The organism is Dyadobacter sp. CY326 (genome assembly GCF_021390515.1).
In the GTDB taxonomy this organism is placed as follows: Bacteria; Bacteroidota; Bacteroidia; order Cytophagales; family Spirosomataceae; genus Dyadobacter.
Window position 1 is genome coordinate 140,474 of sequence record NZ_JAJUXI010000005.1, and the last position, 14,846, is coordinate 155,319.

Consider the following 14,846-nt stretch of genomic DNA (forward strand, 5'->3'; position numbering starts at 1 on the left):
ATGCTATGCGCCGGCGTCGGCGATGAACTGCCTGAGTTGCAATGCATATTCGTCGATTTGCTGTTGCTTCTCAGTGTCGTTCCAGCCGAGTTCTGCGGCCATCAGGTTGGCAACAATGGGCAGGCAGTTTAAGGTTTCATGCCAATCCGTTATTTCAAGCCGAATTCTGCGTGCAAGGAAGTCACGCGGCTTGATAACCATCTCATTTCGAACCGTATAAATCACTTCTGCCTGAATGTAGGGAAGTTTGGAAACGAGGCGCTCTTTTAAGGAAACATTGTTTGTGGTGAGTTCCGCTATTTTGGTGGCCCGGGAGCCGTATTTTTTTACCAAATGTTTTGCAATATCCGTTGGCAAGGCAAATTGTGTAGTTAAATGGTCTGCCAACCCAGGACTGTAATTTTCTCCGCCCGCTAACATATGGTCCGCAGTCGTGCACGCATTGGATTTAGAGAAAATTGAATCTGCCTGATCGATTGTGTCCTTGGCCATCAGGCGGTAAGTCGTCCATTTTCCACCGAGCAAACTAACAAGTCCGCTTACCGAATCCACTTCCACCTCATGATCCCGAACCAGGCTTTTCGTTGACTTCGAAGGGTCCGCAGAAAGCAATGGCCGCAACCCGCCAAACCCTGCTTTCAACTGCGTAATGTCAATTTGTTTATCCAAAAAAGGATTTAATGTTTCAACCAAATATTGTTTTTCTGTATTGTTCAATGTGGATTCTGTGTCCAGATTGTCGGTTTCGGTGTCGGTCGTCCCAATCATCATGGCCCCTTCAAACGGAATAGCGAAAACCACGCGTCCGTCGGAAGTTTTTGGAATCAGCATGGCATATTCGCTGTTGAGCGTCTCAAATGGCAGCACAACGTGAACGCCTTTGCTCGGGCGAATGCGCTCGGGCAGTGCAGGGTTGGCGAGCAACCGCACATGATCCGCAAAGGGGCCAGTGCAATTGATCACGAGTTTTGTTTTGATCGTAAAGTCATTTCCCGTCTGCGCATCCTGCACGCGAACCCCGGAAAGTTTTCCTGTTTCATCCTTTACAAATCCATTGACATTCAAATAATTGGCTGTAACCGCGCCTGCTTCATGTGCAGATTGCACCAACGCAAGGCAATAACGCGCGTCATCAAGCTGCCCGTCATAATATAGGACACCGCTGTGCAGTTTCTTTTTGTTAAGCGTAGGAATCTTGTCGAGCACTTCCTTTTTGGTCAGCCATTTGCTTTTTGGAAGCGAATCATTGGTTGCGAATGTATCGTAAAGCTGCAAGCCAATTTTGAAATACAAACCTTCAATCCATGAACCGACCGGCGTCATCAATGCCAATGGTCGGGCCAGATGCGGCGCGTTTTTTAACACAATGTGGCGTTCTTCCAAACCGTGCCTGACCTGTTTCAGTTGGGCAAAATCAAGCTTTTTGAAAGCCTGTTCCAAATAGCGCACGCCGCCGTGGATTAGCTTTGTGGAGCGGGAAGAAGTTTCGGAAGCAAAATCTTTCCGATCAATAATTGCAACTTTATAACCCCGTAACGCCGCGTCCAGCGCACAACCTGCGCCGCTTGCTCCTGCTCCAATGATGCAAATATCAAATTCTTCACTCCTTAATTGATCCAGCGATGCGTTACGATTCATTGATTGTCGGAATGTTGACCTAAGGCAAAAGTACGAAGTCGGCCTTTAAAACTTGCCGCCACAAGCCGCTGTTTTGTCGATTTGGTGTAAATCTTTGGTATAGTTATTGCTTTGCTTGGTTTGTGATCTTAGATCACTACGAATGTTATAGTTTAAAATCATCTATCATCTAACCAAGTTTAACATGGGCTTACTATCGTTTTTGAAAGGCGTAGGAGAAAAAGTATTTAAGAAAGAAGAAACTGCTGCTCCCACACCGGAGGCAGAACCGTTGCGCGCCAGCGCGCTTTTGGCACACGTTAAAGCGCTCGGACTTGCGTACAACAACTTGACAGTGAAGACTTCCGGAGATACGGTAACGATAGAGGGTGAAGTTGCAAAACAGGAAGATGCAGAAAAAATCGCTCTCGCGGTTGGCAATGTTGAAGGCGTGCAAGTAGTGGACAACCGCCTGAAAGTGGCAACGCCAGCACCGGAAGCAACTTATCACACGGTTGAAAAAGGCGACACGCTTTCGAAGATTGCGCAGAAAGTTTACGGAGACATGATGAAGTATCCGGTCATTTTTGAGGCAAATAAGCCCATGCTAAGCGATCCGGATGAGATATATCCTGGCCAGGTGTTGAGAATTCCTGCGCCTTGAAATAATTTTGAATGACTGAATGAGTGAATGAGTGAATATTGAGCTTTATTCAGTCATTCAATCGTTTCAAAAATGCATAAAAAAAGCAGCCCTTAGAGCTGCTTTTTTTATGCATTTTTGAAACGATTAATCTTCTGCTGCGATAACGTTCAGCGTGATTTTGTGTTTCACTTCTTTATGCAAATCGATTGTTGCAGAGTAAGTTCCGATGGATTTTACGTCGTCCAAAGTAATTTTCTTGCGGTCGATGTTGAAACCTTTTGCTTTCAAAATATCAGAAACCTGTGTATTGGTCACACGTCCGAAAATACGGCCGCTTTCTCCAACCACTGTTTTGATATCAATTGTAAGATCGCCGATTGCTGATGCAATGTCCTCTGCATCTTTTTTAAGCTTTTCAGCTTTGTGAGCAGCCTGACGAACGTTTTCAGTGACAATTTTGCGGTTAGAGGCATTGGCCAATAATGCGAAACCCTGAGGGATAAGATAATTACGACCGTAACCTGCTTTCACAGTCACGATGTCGTTTTTATAACCTACACCTGCTATATCAGTTATTAGTATGATTTCCATTGTTTGTAGCTTTTTCTATATTATTTCAATTGATCAGCAACAAAAGGCAATAAAGCCAAGTGACGTGCTCTTTTAATTGCCTGAGAAACTTTACGCTGATATTTCAAGCTTGTTCCCGTAAGGCGGCGTGGCAAGATCTTACCTTGCTCGTTCACCAGTTTCAATAAGAAATCTGGATTCTTGTAATCGATATATTTAATGCCTGATTTTTTGAAACGGCAATATTTCTTACGGTTATTGTTTTTCTCAACCGGTTCGTTTACTAGTGACATAGCTTATGCGTTTTCGGTTTTAGACTCAGTTGACTCTTCTCTTTTTCTTCCAATCAGCCCTTTACGTTTTTTCTCGTTGTAAGCAATTGAATGCTTATCCAGGACGATTGTCATAAAACGCAAAATGCGTTCGTCACGACGGAACTCGGTTTCCAAAACGTCAACCACATTTCCTTCTGTTGTTGTGTATTCTACAACATGATAGAAACCTGAGTTTTTCTTTTGGATGGGGTAGGCCAGCTTGCGCAATCCCCAATTTTCTTCATGTACAATCGTTGCACCATTTGCAGTGATGATTGTCGTGAATTTTTCAACGGCGTCCTTTGCCTGGGCCTCAGACAAAATGGGAGTTAGAATGAACACCGTTTCATATTGCTTAGACATACGGTAATTGATTAATTATTAATTATAAAATAAAACCCTCACTTTGGCATTACACCAAAATGAGGGTGCAAAAATAGGGCTTGAAATCTACAATTCCAAGCCCTATCAACACATAACTTCAAGTCAGACAGTGGAAATTACTTCACTTCGAAGTCTCCCTGCCCGATTTTAAACCCTTCACTATACACTTCGATTGCATATTTCCCATCCTTCAATGGAATGCCGCCACGTCCGTAAAGAATATCAACTGACTGTCCCGAATTGGTGAAGCTAACCGTTTGGCGCGAGCTGTAAATCAATTCCTGGCCTTCATACATGAATGATCCTGAGCCGGTTGCCATATCCGAAAGCACCGCACCGTCGGGGTCAAGGATGCGCAGATACATTTCTTTTTCGTTTTGCTTGGCAACTGCATTAGGCGCCAGCTTGAAATTCACTCTTAATTTATCAATGCGTTTGGCTTTATATTTCCCGCCTTCACGCTCTTTTCCTTTCGCTGAAACCGCATTAACCGTCAGATCCTCAGCTCTCAAGGCAGAAGCAATCGATACTTTTTCGGCCAATTCCCTATTTTGAACTGAATAGTTTGTCACCGAGTCTGCCAGCAATTGTTTTTCCGATTCGAGGCCGGTCACTTTTTGATTAAGCTCCTGGTTTTTTGACGTTGCAATGCCCAGTTCCTGCTTCAATTGCGCGATTTCGGTGTCTTTCTCATTTAGCACCGTTTCATAACCCTTGATCTTTTTATTGTAGCCGGATGCAGAGTAATTACTCATGTTTTTCAATTCCTGCTTATCCCTTTCGAGCTGCGCCTTCATTGCCATAAGCGAATCCACGCTGCCGCCAAGCTTCTGAATTTCAGTTATTTTAATGTCAAGTTCCTGCGATATGGAGTCAAGTTTTGTTTTGATAAAAAGCACTTCCTCGGTCTTCGCCGTTATGATCTCATCCTTTGCAAGATTTTCCTGTTTTTCGTGATAGATAAAATAAACAAGCACCAAATTAAGCAATAGCAAAACTGCCAGAGCGGCCCATAATAGTGTTTTTCTGTCTTGCTTTTGTTCCTGATTATAGTCCATACAGAAGGTTATATTTTTTAATTAGTTGGTAAAAGAACTATGTTTTTTTCAATTTTGAAATATGTTAACATCTATTTCTAAGGGCCTGCGGTCAAAATTTCCCTTTAAAGCATTAATTATCAAAAATTTAGTATCCTGAAATGCCAACAATAGCCGAGAATATTGCCCAAATAGAAAAAGGATTAAAACAGGAAACCTGTTTGGTTGCAGTAACAAAAACCAAACCCGAAGAAGTTCTGCTTAAAGCATACAACGCAGGCTGCAAAAGGTTTGGAGAAAACAAGGTCCAGGAAATGACTTCAAAATACGAAGCGCTTCCGAAAGACATTGAATGGCATATGATCGGTCATTTACAGACCAATAAAGTGAAATATATGGCGCCGTATGTTGCGCTGGTGCACTCGGTTGACAGTTTTAAATTGCTGAAAGAGATTGATAAAGAGGCGAAGAAAAACAACCGCGTGATCGATTGTCTGCTGCAAATCTTTATTGCAAGGGAAGAAACCAAGTTCGGATTGTCGGAAGAAGAAGCAGTGGAAATCCTGACGTCAGCGGCCCTGCCGGAATTGCAGAATATCCGCATTGCGGGCTTAATGGGCATGGCGTCAAACACGGATGACGAGCAAGCCGTAAGAGCTGAGTTCCGGGGACTGAAAGCGCTATTTGAATCGTTCAAACAATATCAGAATGAGCAAGTTAACATGCGCGAACTGTCCATGGGTATGAGCGCTGATTATGCTATTGCAATGGAAGAAGGAAGCACGCTTGTGCGCGTTGGAAGCGCTATTTTTGGATCAAGGTAAGGCGATAACACTTGCCACTTTGTCGCGCACAAATTCAAACGAAAGCTGCGAACAGGGCATGCCCGTCTGACGAACAAAAATCGCATTCTCCTGCCTCCCGTAACTGCCCGAATAAGGATTATATTCCGGAAAATCATTCAGCGAGCCCATTAATATGATCCCAAATGTATCCGTTGCATTACCCAAATGCGACGGCCCGCTGTCCAGCCCGATAAAATAAGCAGCGCGACGAATCACCTCAGCCGTTTCCAGAATAGTCAGTTGCCCGCACAAGTTTCGATATAACTCTGTCTGAACCGAAAGATTGCTTTTCAAACCAATTTCAACGATTTGATAAGGAAAATTATCAGCCAGCCATTGCACAAGCTGCTCCCATTTTTCGGCAGGCCAGTCTTTTGGTGCATAATTGGATTGGCAATGCAGCACAATAAACGGCCCTTTCAGCTGCAAAGCATCAACCTTATCCCGATGACTTTTCTGCAAATAAAGCTTTGGTCTGTCGTCTGCGGGAAATGGCGCTTTTTCCGGGATCAAGTCGCCCGTTTGCGCAAAAACTCCCAGCAAATTGCCGTAGTTGAAATAATTGAAAATGTTAATGTTACGCCGGGCAGCCACTGGATTATCAATGAAAACCTGGCATTTAGGGCAATGGTTGTTATTGGTAAATTGCAATTGAATCACCTTGTCAAAAATCCCTGTGTCCAGCAACGTCTTCCTTTGCGTGACACAAAATTCCTTGAAAACTTCGTCGATAGAAGGATTATGGCTCACCAATTCGCCGAATGACGGCTTAACAAACCATACAATATAATCATTCGGATACTGCGACCTAACATATCTAGAAATCGGTTCCGCCGCCACGATATCCCCAAAATGTTCGGTCCGGATGATCGCGATTAGCTTACGGCCCCTCTTCATATTCTTTTTTATGTCCAGGAAATACGCCCATGCCTGATAACCAAGAAGATGGGCTTTTCCGATGTGCGAATATTTATGATAACGATGCGTCCAGAGCGCTACGAAACGTTGTAAAGTCATTTGCTAGGAGTAATTCACAATGTGCCGGTTCGCAGACAAACGTTCTTACGAATCGGCTTTTTTCTAGCGCGCAAGATAATAAAATTGAAACAAAGAGTTGGTTGCAGTTTGATCCGGGCATAACTTTACGAACGAGCAAATGGCAAAAGCAATGTGCCCAAAATCGGCTCAAACTTTATTTTCGATCAAAAATTGACACAAACATTATGAAATTCATGATTCAGGCTGGCGGGATTTTGGGAGCGCTGGCGGTTGCATTGGGCGCATTTGGTGCACACGCATTGAAAGGAATGCTGGAAGCTTCGGGCAGAAGTGAAACATTTGAAACCGCTGTAAAATATCAGTTTTATCACGCTATCGCCATGGTTTTGGTCGGCTTGCTCATGCAACGCGCAGGCACCGATGCGATCAAATTGCTGGGCTGGTCGGGCAATGCGTTTGCCATTGGCGTCATCATTTTCTCGGGATCACTCTATGCAATTTGCTTCACGGGCATTACCAAATTCGGCGCAACTGCTCCGATTGGAGGCGTGGCATTGATTGCGGGTTGGGTGTTGCTGATTTTGGCTGCGGGGAAGATTTAATTTTGAATGATTGAATGATTGAATGATTGAATTAACATCCCCTAGCCCCGGGAAAGCGTAAATGGTCTTTGCGCGTCAATTTTTAGGAAAACGAATAGCAGAATTGAGAAAGACCAGAGCGATGAACCGCCGTAACTGAAAAACGGCAAAGGAATCCCGATCACGGGCATCAATCCGATCGTCATTCCGACATTGACCATAAAGTGAAAGAAAATTATCCCCGCCACGCAGTAACCATAAACGCGTGCAAACCGACTTCGCTGCCGCTCAGCGAGCACAACAAGCCTTGAAATCAGCGAAACAAAGAGGATAACCACAATGGCTGAGCCGATAAAACCGTGCTCCTCTCCCACTGTGCAGAATATAAAGTCGGTGCTCTGTTCGGGGACGAAGTCGAATTTGGTTTGTGTTCCCTGCAAAAATCCTTTCCCAGAAAATCCACCCGAACCGATTGCAATTTTGGATTGAATAACGTTCCAGCCAATGCCGCGCGGATCGGAATCCGGATCCAAAAGAACCATAATGCGGCCTCTCTGATGTTTTTGAAGCACATTATTCATAAAAAAATCGACGCCGAACACGATCCCGATCATCACAAATCCAATGATAATCGTTGCCCAAAGTCCGCCCCGCCTGCGCGTCATGACCGGCATAAGCCATATCGCAAGCCCGGCAATAACAATGATGACGCCGGCAATATACCATTTTACAAAAAGCAATGTAATGATCAGCAGAGCCGCGGTTACCATGCCGATTGCCGGAATAAATCCAGGCATTCCTTCACGATAAAGCACAATTGCAAAAGAGGCGAAAACGAGCATGGAACCCGTTTCATTGGATAAAAGGATCAGAAAAGCGGGCAATGCAATGATCCCCATAATGGGATAATAATCTTTAAGCTTGCGCGTAAGACTGATGGCCGGATCGCTTAGATATTTTGAAATAGCCAGACTTATCGCAAGCTTGGAAAACTCCGCCGGTTGCAATGAAAAAGCCCCAAATTTGATCCACGAGCGCGATCCGTTAATGTTTGATCCTGCAAACAAAACGACGACCAGCAGGAAAACAATGACCGCATATATAATGAAGGAGAACGTCTCATAAAATTTATAGTCGATAACCAGAATACAAATAATGAGCAAAACCGCCGTCCCGATCCACATCAGCTGCTTGCCCGCATTGTTGGACAAGTCGAACATGCTCATATTCACTTCCGGATTGTAAACCGCCGCATAAATATTGACCCAGCCAATGCCCAGGCATGCAATGTAAATGAGCACCACGACCCAGTCTACGTTCTTCGTTATCGGCTTATTTTCTGCCATGTTTTCTTCAACAAATTATGGATTGGTGCGAGCCGGTTGCGGCGTTGCGACAGGTTTCTTTTTGGCAGTATCGGCTGAAACCGGCTTTTTCTGACCGGTCAAAATAACTTTGCTCATCAAATCAGACTTAAACATTCGCTCCTCCAATGCTTTGTTCGTGATCTTTCTGGTGAGATATTTTTCAATGATCAAGTTGGCAATCGGTGCTGCTGCGACGCCTCCCGCTCCTGCATTTTCCACAAAAACCGCAATCGCAATTTTTGGATTTTCAGCAGGCGCAAAGGCAATAAATATAGAGTGGTCATCACCGCGCTTGTTTTGTGACGTTCCCGTTTTCCCCGCAATGGTAATCCCTTCCACCCGCGACCGGCGCGCTGTTCCGGCTTCAACGGCCCCGATCATGCCTTCAATTACGGGGTCAAAGTTGTGAGGAGCAACGCCTGTTTCGTGCCTTACCAAAAATTCTGGATTGACTTTCTTGCTGTCACCGACGCCGTGGATCACATGCGGCGTGTAGAAATAACCTCTGTTTGCAATGATTGCGGCAACATTGGCCATTTTAAGTGGCGTAATCAGCAACTCGCCTTCACCAATGCTGAGCGAATAAATGTTTGAAAATTTCCAGCGATATTCACCGTAAAAGCGGTCATAGTATTTTTTGTTGGGCAAATTTCCCTTGTACTCACTGGGAAGGTCAATGCCCAATCGCTGTCCAATCCCAAACTTACTGATGGCGTCATGCCAGGCGTCCAGACCAACTGCTGAGGCTTTGAATGTGTTTTGAATGTTGTTTTTATAAATGATCCGCCTGAAAACATTGTAGAAATAAGGGTTGCACGAGTGCGTTACACCCAATGCAACGGTTCCGGTCGCCGGGTGATTGTGACAACCGACCGGACAATTGGCATGCGTAAAACCACTTTCGGGCGTGATCACGCCTTCTTGCAAACCAATCAAAGCCTGGATCAATTTGAATGTAGAACCTGGCCTGTAACTCGCCATAACGGGTCTATTAAACAGCGGCTTATATGGATTTCGCGCCAATGCCGCGTAGTTTTTTGAGAAATAACGGCTTGCCAGAATGTTCGGGTCGTACGTCGGGGCCGAAACCATGGAGATGATCTGGCCCGTTTTCGGCTCAATGGCAACGACGCTCCCCACTTTATTAACCATCAGACTATCAGCATATTGCTGCACTTCCAGGTCAATGCCGGAATAAAGATTGGCGCCCGCGACAGCCATTGTGTCGAGCTCGCCGCCTTTCCAGGGACCTTTGTAAACGCCGCTCACATTCTGCATGACAAACTTCGTCCCGCGCTTGCCGCGCAACTCGTTTTCATAAATCTTCTCAACCCCGCTCTGTCCAATGTAATCGCTCTGGCGATAATATGGCTCTTCCTGCTTTTCCAGCTGGCCTTTTGTAATTTCACTCACATAACCGAGCGTGTTGGCGAGCGTGGGCGCCGTGTAAGTGCGTAAGGAGCTTTTGGCAAATTCAAAACCCGAATAATCGACCATTACATCCTGGATGGAAGCAAAATCTTCCTTCGACAACTGGCGCAAAAACAATGATGGTTTGACACGACTGTAAGCACTTGCCGCCGCCATTAAACTGTCAAAATCATGTCTTTCGATTCCTAAAACCTGACAAAAACGAAGCGTATCTTCTACGCGCGCCTTGTAAGGCGTCACCAATAAATCGTAAACGGGTGTGTTATAAACGATGAGCTTTCCGGTGCGGTCGTAGATCTGGCCGCGAAAAGGGATTTCAATGACACGCTTAATGGAATTGCTGGACGATTCGATGGAGTAACTTTCGTCCAGAACCTGCAAGTAGAAAAGTCGAAATAAGTAGATTAAACCTACTAACGCAAAAAAACCAATGATGACAAAGCGACGACTTTCAAGCATTCTGCACTAAAATTCCTGTTCCAATTTTCACACGAAGATCGTCATATCAATAGACTTATCAAAGCCTGTATATACGTTTGCCGCCGTAAAAACTTCATTTTTGTTTGAATAAATTTGCTATTCGCCTTTCGCTTCAACCATCAGCACATTTTCCTTATCAACCACCACAGCGCCATCGGGCAAGCCTTTCGGTTTACGGACAAATTTCTTTGGTGTATAAATCACAGGGCATAAGGAGTCGTTTTTTCTTTTGGAATAAAAAGCCGCTAATTCCGCCGCACGCTCAATAACGAGCGTCGGGAAATTGCGTCCAGGCTGATTTTTAATCACCACATGTGAGCCGGTAACATCCTTTGCATGCAGCCACAGATCATCTTTTGAAGCAAATTGTTTGGTCAAAACATCATTATTCTTCGCATTGCGGCCAATGAGAATGGTGTAACCCATAAATTCTACTTTTTTAAACAACTCCGTGGCAGTCGCCGGGACTTTCGTCTGATCCAGGCCATTGGTTTTAATGTAATTTCTCAGCTCACGCAGTGATTCAATGGCTTCTATCTGAGTCAAATGTTTGGATAAATTCGCCTTTTCGATTTCGCGTGCAGTCAGGCTGTCATTCAATCTCCCAAATTCGATTTTCTCATTCTTGGCCTTCCTGTAATAACCCTCAGCATTTTTCTGCGCGGTTAAGTCCTTTTTCAGTTTGACAACAATCGGCTGGTCGCGGTAAAAATCAAACAATTCCATCCTCTCCGTGCGCTCGGGAATGATGTGGAGGTTGGCCATAATGATGTTGCCAATCTCATCATTTTTGGTCGCCTCTTCCAGCTCGACCAGTTTTTTAAATGTGTTTTCAAGATAATTCTCAGTCTGCGTAAGCCTTTTGCGAAGCATTCTCAGAATCTCTGCCTTCTCTTTTTCAATGCCGCTAAGCCGGATATAAGCAAGATAAAACCCATTTAACGCCTCGATCGGATCATTATATTCAGTAATTATTTCGCCAGTGGGCAAGAGTGAAAGCGTAGGAATCAGTTCGATTTTTGTCAAATAATATGGCGGCGCATTCAGCTTTTTCAATGTTTGCTGAATGACCTCCCATTTATCCTTGGCATTGTTAAAATCCTGCAATTTTTCAGCCAAAAACGCATTGACAAGTTTCCCAAACGTTGGAAACAATGCTTCATAGCGCTCATTGTGTTCTACGAATGCCTCAAATGACTGATCAATGTTGCGGTCGAGGGATGAATCCGTGATTGATTTGTCGGCGGGCAGTTTGTTATTGAAAAGTTGTGTGGTAATGCCTTCGTTATTTAAAGCAATCAGGTTGGATCGATTTCCGAAAAGTTTAAAAACCAGCTTTTTACCATCTTCAAAACTGACCTGAATCGCCCGTTCATTCAGATAAACCGCAACGAAATCAACTTTCTGATTCTGAAAGTCTGTGAAAAGATTGACACTGTTGCGGCGCGCGCGGTCGAAACTATCGGGAAAGCTGAGGCAGGCAAAGTTCGATCTTAATGTTGCTTTGATAAAAAACGGATCAACCAAATTTTCATCATTCACCGACGCGTCAAACACAAGAATAATCTCATCCTTTTCCTGACTAAAAGCTTCAATAAACGTCTTTCCAGCCAATTGCTGATGCAAAGCCGGGGCAAGTTGTTTTAAAAAATAATAATTCTGATGCACGATCTCTCATATAATCCACCGCAAAAGTAGGGAGTTTTGGCCGAAAGCGGTTATGGGGGGATCGTTGCTGAAAATTCGGTCGGTGCAGAATGCGTTAAATATCCCGCACCGAAACAACAAAAAGGCCTCAACGAGGCCTTCTGTTTTATTACTACCACTACACTTGAAATCTTAATGTACGGAGGATGGGTCGACTTTGGTTTTGCCGCTTCTGGTCATGAGCACGAAGGGCACGCAGATCAGGAACATAAGTCCCAGATACAGAAAGACATCCATGTAAGACATCACTTGCGCCTGCTTTGTAACCGTGTAATCCAGGATCTTATAACCGCTTTTCAAGGCAACATCGGCAGGCATTCCTTTGGCCAAAAACGACTGCTGTAAACCTTCAACGCGCTGCATAACGGACGGATTATTGACGTCCAGCTTGCTCACCAGATCATTGCGGTGCATCATATTTTGTCTGGCCAGATAAGTTGTGATCACAGCCACCCCAAACGAACCGCCCAACTGCCGCATCATTCCCGTAAACGCCGCTCCTTCGCCAATTTCGCGTCCTTTTAATGTGGAAAGGGCTAATGTTGTAATGGGCACAAATAATAATCCCAATCCGATTCCCCGAACGATCAGCATGTTGAAAAATGCGTCTTTTCCGGTGTCGGGAGTCAAAATTAAATAGCCCCAGTAACTGTAAATAAAGAAGAAAATCATTCCGGCGGCGACCAGATATTGTTGTTTAACGCCACGTTGAATGAGCTGCCCGACGATGGGCATCATCATGGCAGTCACCACGGCAGCCGGCACCATCAGCATTCCGGATTGCGTTGCTGTCCAGCCTAATGTAGCCTGGGTGTACAGCGGAATGATGAATGTGGAGCCATACAAGCCGAAGCCGAGAATGAAGGAAAGAATCGTCCCGACTCGTAGGTTGCCATTGGCCAAAACCCGCAGGTTAACGATCGGATTTTTGTAAGTCCATTCGCGCCAGATGAAGAAGAAGAACCCGAAAACCGCCGTAACGGTCAATAGAATGATGATTTCGTCATTAAACCAGTCTTCTTCCTGCCCTTTTTCCAAAACATACTGAAGGGAACCAACAGAAATGGCCAGCAATAAAATGCCCCAATAATCAATCTCGTTCGCTGCTTTCTTTTGAGAAAATCTTGGGCTTCTCACAAATTGCAATGTCAGCATTGCGGCAATGATGCCAAGCGGAATGTTGATATAAAAAATGTAAGGCCAGCTGTAATGATCCACAATGTAACCTCCCAGCGGCGGGCCAAGCGTTGGTCCCACGATCACACCCAGACCGTAAATGGCCTGCGCAATCCCGCGTTTTTCGGGTGGGTAACTTTCGGTGATCAAGGTCTGGGCAGTAACCAGCAACGCGCCGCCACCCAGCCCTTGTATCAATCTGAAAAATACAAGCTCCCAGATGTTGTTTGCATTGCCGCAAAGAAATGAAGCGACGGTAAAAATAATGATCGAAGCTGCAAAGTAATTCCGGCGGCCAAACTGCTGCGATAGCCAGCTGGTCATGGGCACAACGATCACATTACCAATGGCGTAGGCCGTAATAACCCAGCTAACTTCGGACAATGTGCCGCCCAGATTTCCGCGCATGTCGTTGAGCGCAACGTTGACAATGGTGGTGTCGACGATTTCGAGCAACGCGCACAGCACAGCTGTTATCGTTATGATGACCCTGCGGAAACCATATTCGACGAGTGATTCCTGTAGTTCCATTTAATTTGGGTTTAAGGTCAGCGTGCTGATCCTCAGTTCAATTCCACATCCACGAACACATTCATGCCCGGTCTCAATTCTGCAATGCGCTGGTCGTTTGCTTGTGTGAATTCAATTCGCACTGGCAGACGTTGCACCACTTTTACAAAGTTTCCGCTCGCGTTATCAGGAGGCAACAGCGCAAATCTCGCGCCGGTCGCAGGTGAGAATGAGGCGACTCTGGCTTCAAATTCGTGCTCCGGATAAGCATCCACATGGATTTTTACTTTTTGTCCCAATTTCATTTTGGTCAATTGCGTCTCTTTAAAATTGGCAACCACCCAAGGTTCATTTGTAGAAATAATGCTGAATAAAGACTGTCCTGCTGACAAGAACTGGCCAACCTGCGCATTCACTTTGGAAACGCGGCCGTCTGTCGGAGCCGTGATCACGGTGTAAGACAGGTTCAGTTCAGCATTGGCAATCTCCGCCTGACGTGCTTTAATGTTTGCGTTCGCAACGCCGGTTTGCACGGAAGTTGCGCGGGTTTGGCTGCCTGCGGCTTTTGCCTGACGTTCTGCAGCATTTTTTTGCGCCACCAAAACGGCCAACTGACGCTCTGCACGCTGTTTTGTGGCAGATGCTTGTTCAAATTCCTGCTGCGTAATCGAGTGATCTTTGATCAGGTTTTCGTAACGCGCATAATCCTGATTCGCACGCCACACATTTACTTTCGCTTCTTCAATTTGTGCTTCCACGATCGAGACATTGGCTTCATAAGTGATGCCGCTGGCCTGCGAAGCATTCGTTGTTGCATTGGCTACAACCAGGCTTCCCTGTGATCCGGCTAATCCAGCTTTTGCTTGTTCGAGTTTGATCAGCTGATCGCGGTTATCCAAAACGATCAACGTGTCGCCTTTTTTTACGGTTTGGTTGTCCTTGACCCTGATTTCCGTCACATATCCTGATATTCTGGGGATTACAGGACTAATGTTCGCGTCGATCTGCGCGTCGTCCGTTTCTTCATGGTGCAGTCCGTGGTTGTATTTATTGAATCCCCAAATCCCGCCGACGGCGATCAGGACGCACAGAATGATGACGAAAGTATAACTTTTCTTTTTTGGAGCTTCTTGAGTTTCCAATGTGGTTTGTCTGGTTTCCATTTCAAATATATGAATGAGT

The 14,846-nt window shown here is 45.2% G+C and carries 14 protein-coding genes; 3 read left to right on the top strand and 11 right to left on the bottom strand.

The window, feature by feature from the left end:
- Nucleotides 1-3: 3 nt before the first annotated feature.
- Nucleotides 4-1,638 carry a glycerol-3-phosphate dehydrogenase/oxidase gene (locus LZG73_RS11275; RefSeq protein ID WP_233848917.1) on the bottom strand — a complete coding sequence of 545 codons (1,635 nt, stop codon included), beginning with the start codon at nucleotides 1,636-1,638 and terminating at the stop codon, nucleotides 4-6.
- A gap of 184 nt (nucleotides 1,639-1,822) precedes the next feature.
- Between LZG73_RS11275 and lysM the strand changes: the two genes are divergently transcribed.
- Nucleotides 1,823-2,281 carry a peptidoglycan-binding protein LysM gene (lysM, locus tag LZG73_RS11280; RefSeq protein WP_233848918.1) on the top strand — a complete coding sequence of 153 codons (459 nt, stop codon included), beginning with the start codon at nucleotides 1,823-1,825 and terminating at the stop codon, nucleotides 2,279-2,281.
- Between the two features lie 126 nt (nucleotides 2,282-2,407).
- Here lysM and rplI read toward each other — a convergent pair whose 3' ends face one another.
- From rplI to LZG73_RS11300, 4 genes are all read right to left on the bottom strand, one after another.
- Nucleotides 2,408-2,854 (bottom strand): 50S ribosomal protein L9, encoded by a 447-nt coding sequence (rplI, locus tag LZG73_RS11285; protein WP_233848919.1) that lies wholly within the window; start codon nucleotides 2,852-2,854, stop codon nucleotides 2,408-2,410.
- Between the two features lie 20 nt (nucleotides 2,855-2,874).
- Nucleotides 2,875-3,126 (bottom strand): 30S ribosomal protein S18, encoded by a 252-nt coding sequence (gene rpsR / locus LZG73_RS11290; RefSeq protein ID WP_233848921.1) that lies wholly within the window; start codon nucleotides 3,124-3,126, stop codon nucleotides 2,875-2,877.
- A 3-nt stretch (nucleotides 3,127-3,129) separates the two neighbouring features.
- Nucleotides 3,130-3,510, bottom strand: a complete 381-nt coding sequence (rpsF, locus tag LZG73_RS11295) for a 30S ribosomal protein S6 (RefSeq protein WP_233848923.1) — start codon at nucleotides 3,508-3,510, stop codon at nucleotides 3,130-3,132.
- 137 nt (nucleotides 3,511-3,647) lie between these two features.
- Nucleotides 3,648-4,589: a hypothetical protein gene (locus LZG73_RS11300; RefSeq protein WP_233848924.1), complete on the bottom strand. Its 942-nt coding sequence runs from the start codon at nucleotides 4,587-4,589 to the stop codon at nucleotides 3,648-3,650.
- Nucleotides 4,590-4,729: 140 nt separating this feature from the next.
- Between LZG73_RS11300 and LZG73_RS11305 the strand changes: the two genes are divergently transcribed.
- The gene (locus tag LZG73_RS11305; RefSeq protein WP_233848932.1) at nucleotides 4,730-5,392 is read left to right on the top strand and encodes a YggS family pyridoxal phosphate-dependent enzyme; all 663 of its coding nucleotides are present in this window, start codon (nucleotides 4,730-4,732) and stop codon (nucleotides 5,390-5,392) included.
- Here the strand turns inward: LZG73_RS11305 and LZG73_RS11310 are convergent.
- Complete coding sequence (locus LZG73_RS11310; protein WP_233848935.1) at nucleotides 5,384-6,430, bottom strand: glycosyltransferase family 9 protein; 1,047 nt, start codon at nucleotides 6,428-6,430, stop codon at nucleotides 5,384-5,386. The genes LZG73_RS11305 and LZG73_RS11310 overlap by 9 nt on opposite strands.
- Nucleotides 6,431-6,636: 206 nt before the next feature.
- On the opposite strand from LZG73_RS11310, the gene LZG73_RS11315 reads away from it, so the two are divergent.
- Entirely contained in the window at nucleotides 6,637-7,014 is a 378-nt protein-coding gene (locus LZG73_RS11315; protein ID WP_233848937.1) for a DUF423 domain-containing protein, read from the top strand.
- Nucleotides 7,015-7,055: 41 nt separating this feature from the next.
- On the opposite strand, the gene rodA is transcribed toward LZG73_RS11315, so the two are convergent.
- The 5 genes from rodA to LZG73_RS11340 all read right to left on the bottom strand — a co-directional run bounded on the left by rodA (nucleotide 7,056) and on the right by LZG73_RS11340 (nucleotide 14,827).
- Nucleotides 7,056-8,339 (bottom strand): rod shape-determining protein RodA, encoded by a 1,284-nt coding sequence (gene rodA, locus LZG73_RS11320; protein ID WP_233848939.1) that lies wholly within the window; start codon nucleotides 8,337-8,339, stop codon nucleotides 7,056-7,058.
- 15 nt (nucleotides 8,340-8,354) lie between these two features.
- Nucleotides 8,355-10,250, bottom strand: coding sequence for a penicillin-binding protein 2 (mrdA, locus tag LZG73_RS11325; protein WP_233848948.1), 1,896 nt, complete (start codon nucleotides 10,248-10,250; stop codon nucleotides 8,355-8,357).
- Between the two features lie 117 nt (nucleotides 10,251-10,367).
- Complete coding sequence (locus tag LZG73_RS11330) at nucleotides 10,368-11,939, bottom strand: NFACT RNA binding domain-containing protein (protein WP_233848950.1); 1,572 nt, start codon at nucleotides 11,937-11,939, stop codon at nucleotides 10,368-10,370.
- 171 nt (nucleotides 11,940-12,110) lie between these two features.
- The gene (locus LZG73_RS11335; protein WP_233848957.1) at nucleotides 12,111-13,685 is read right to left on the bottom strand and encodes a DHA2 family efflux MFS transporter permease subunit; all 1,575 of its coding nucleotides are present in this window, start codon (nucleotides 13,683-13,685) and stop codon (nucleotides 12,111-12,113) included.
- A gap of 32 nt (nucleotides 13,686-13,717) precedes the next feature.
- Nucleotides 13,718-14,827, bottom strand: a complete 1,110-nt coding sequence (locus LZG73_RS11340; RefSeq protein WP_233848959.1) for an HlyD family secretion protein — start codon at nucleotides 14,825-14,827, stop codon at nucleotides 13,718-13,720.
- Between the last annotated feature and the right edge of the window lie 19 nt (nucleotides 14,828-14,846).

Bases quoted from the DNA above. Each gene is read 5' to 3' on its own strand.
- lysM (WP_233848918.1), top strand. From the start codon at position 1,823: ATGGGCTTACTATCGTTTTTGAAAGGCGTAGGAGAAAAAGTATTTAAG.
- LZG73_RS11315 (WP_233848937.1), top strand. From the start codon at position 6,637: ATGAAATTCATGATTCAGGCTGGCGGGATTTTGGGAGCGCTGGCGGTT.
- LZG73_RS11300 (WP_233848924.1), bottom strand. From the start codon at position 4,589: ATGGACTATAATCAGGAACAAAAGCAAGACAGAAAAACACTATTATGG.
- LZG73_RS11335 (WP_233848957.1), bottom strand. From the start codon at position 13,685: ATGGAACTACAGGAATCACTCGTCGAATATGGTTTCCGCAGGGTCATC.
- LZG73_RS11340 (WP_233848959.1), bottom strand. From the start codon at position 14,827: ATGGAAACCAGACAAACCACATTGGAAACTCAAGAAGCTCCAAAAAAG.
- LZG73_RS11275 (WP_233848917.1), bottom strand. From the start codon at position 1,638: ATGAATCGTAACGCATCGCTGGATCAATTAAGGAGTGAAGAATTTGAT.
- LZG73_RS11310 (WP_233848935.1), bottom strand. From the start codon at position 6,430: ATGACTTTACAACGTTTCGTAGCGCTCTGGACGCATCGTTATCATAAA.
- rpsF (WP_233848923.1), bottom strand. From the start codon at position 3,510: ATGTCTAAGCAATATGAAACGGTGTTCATTCTAACTCCCATTTTGTCT.
- rodA (WP_233848939.1), bottom strand. From the start codon at position 8,339: ATGGCAGAAAATAAGCCGATAACGAAGAACGTAGACTGGGTCGTGGTG.
- rplI (WP_233848919.1), bottom strand. From the start codon at position 2,854: ATGGAAATCATACTAATAACTGATATAGCAGGTGTAGGTTATAAAAAC.
- LZG73_RS11305 (WP_233848932.1), top strand. From the start codon at position 4,730: ATGCCAACAATAGCCGAGAATATTGCCCAAATAGAAAAAGGATTAAAA.
- mrdA (WP_233848948.1), bottom strand. From the start codon at position 10,250: ATGCTTGAAAGTCGTCGCTTTGTCATCATTGGTTTTTTTGCGTTAGTA.
- rpsR (WP_233848921.1), bottom strand. From the start codon at position 3,126: ATGTCACTAGTAAACGAACCGGTTGAGAAAAACAATAACCGTAAGAAA.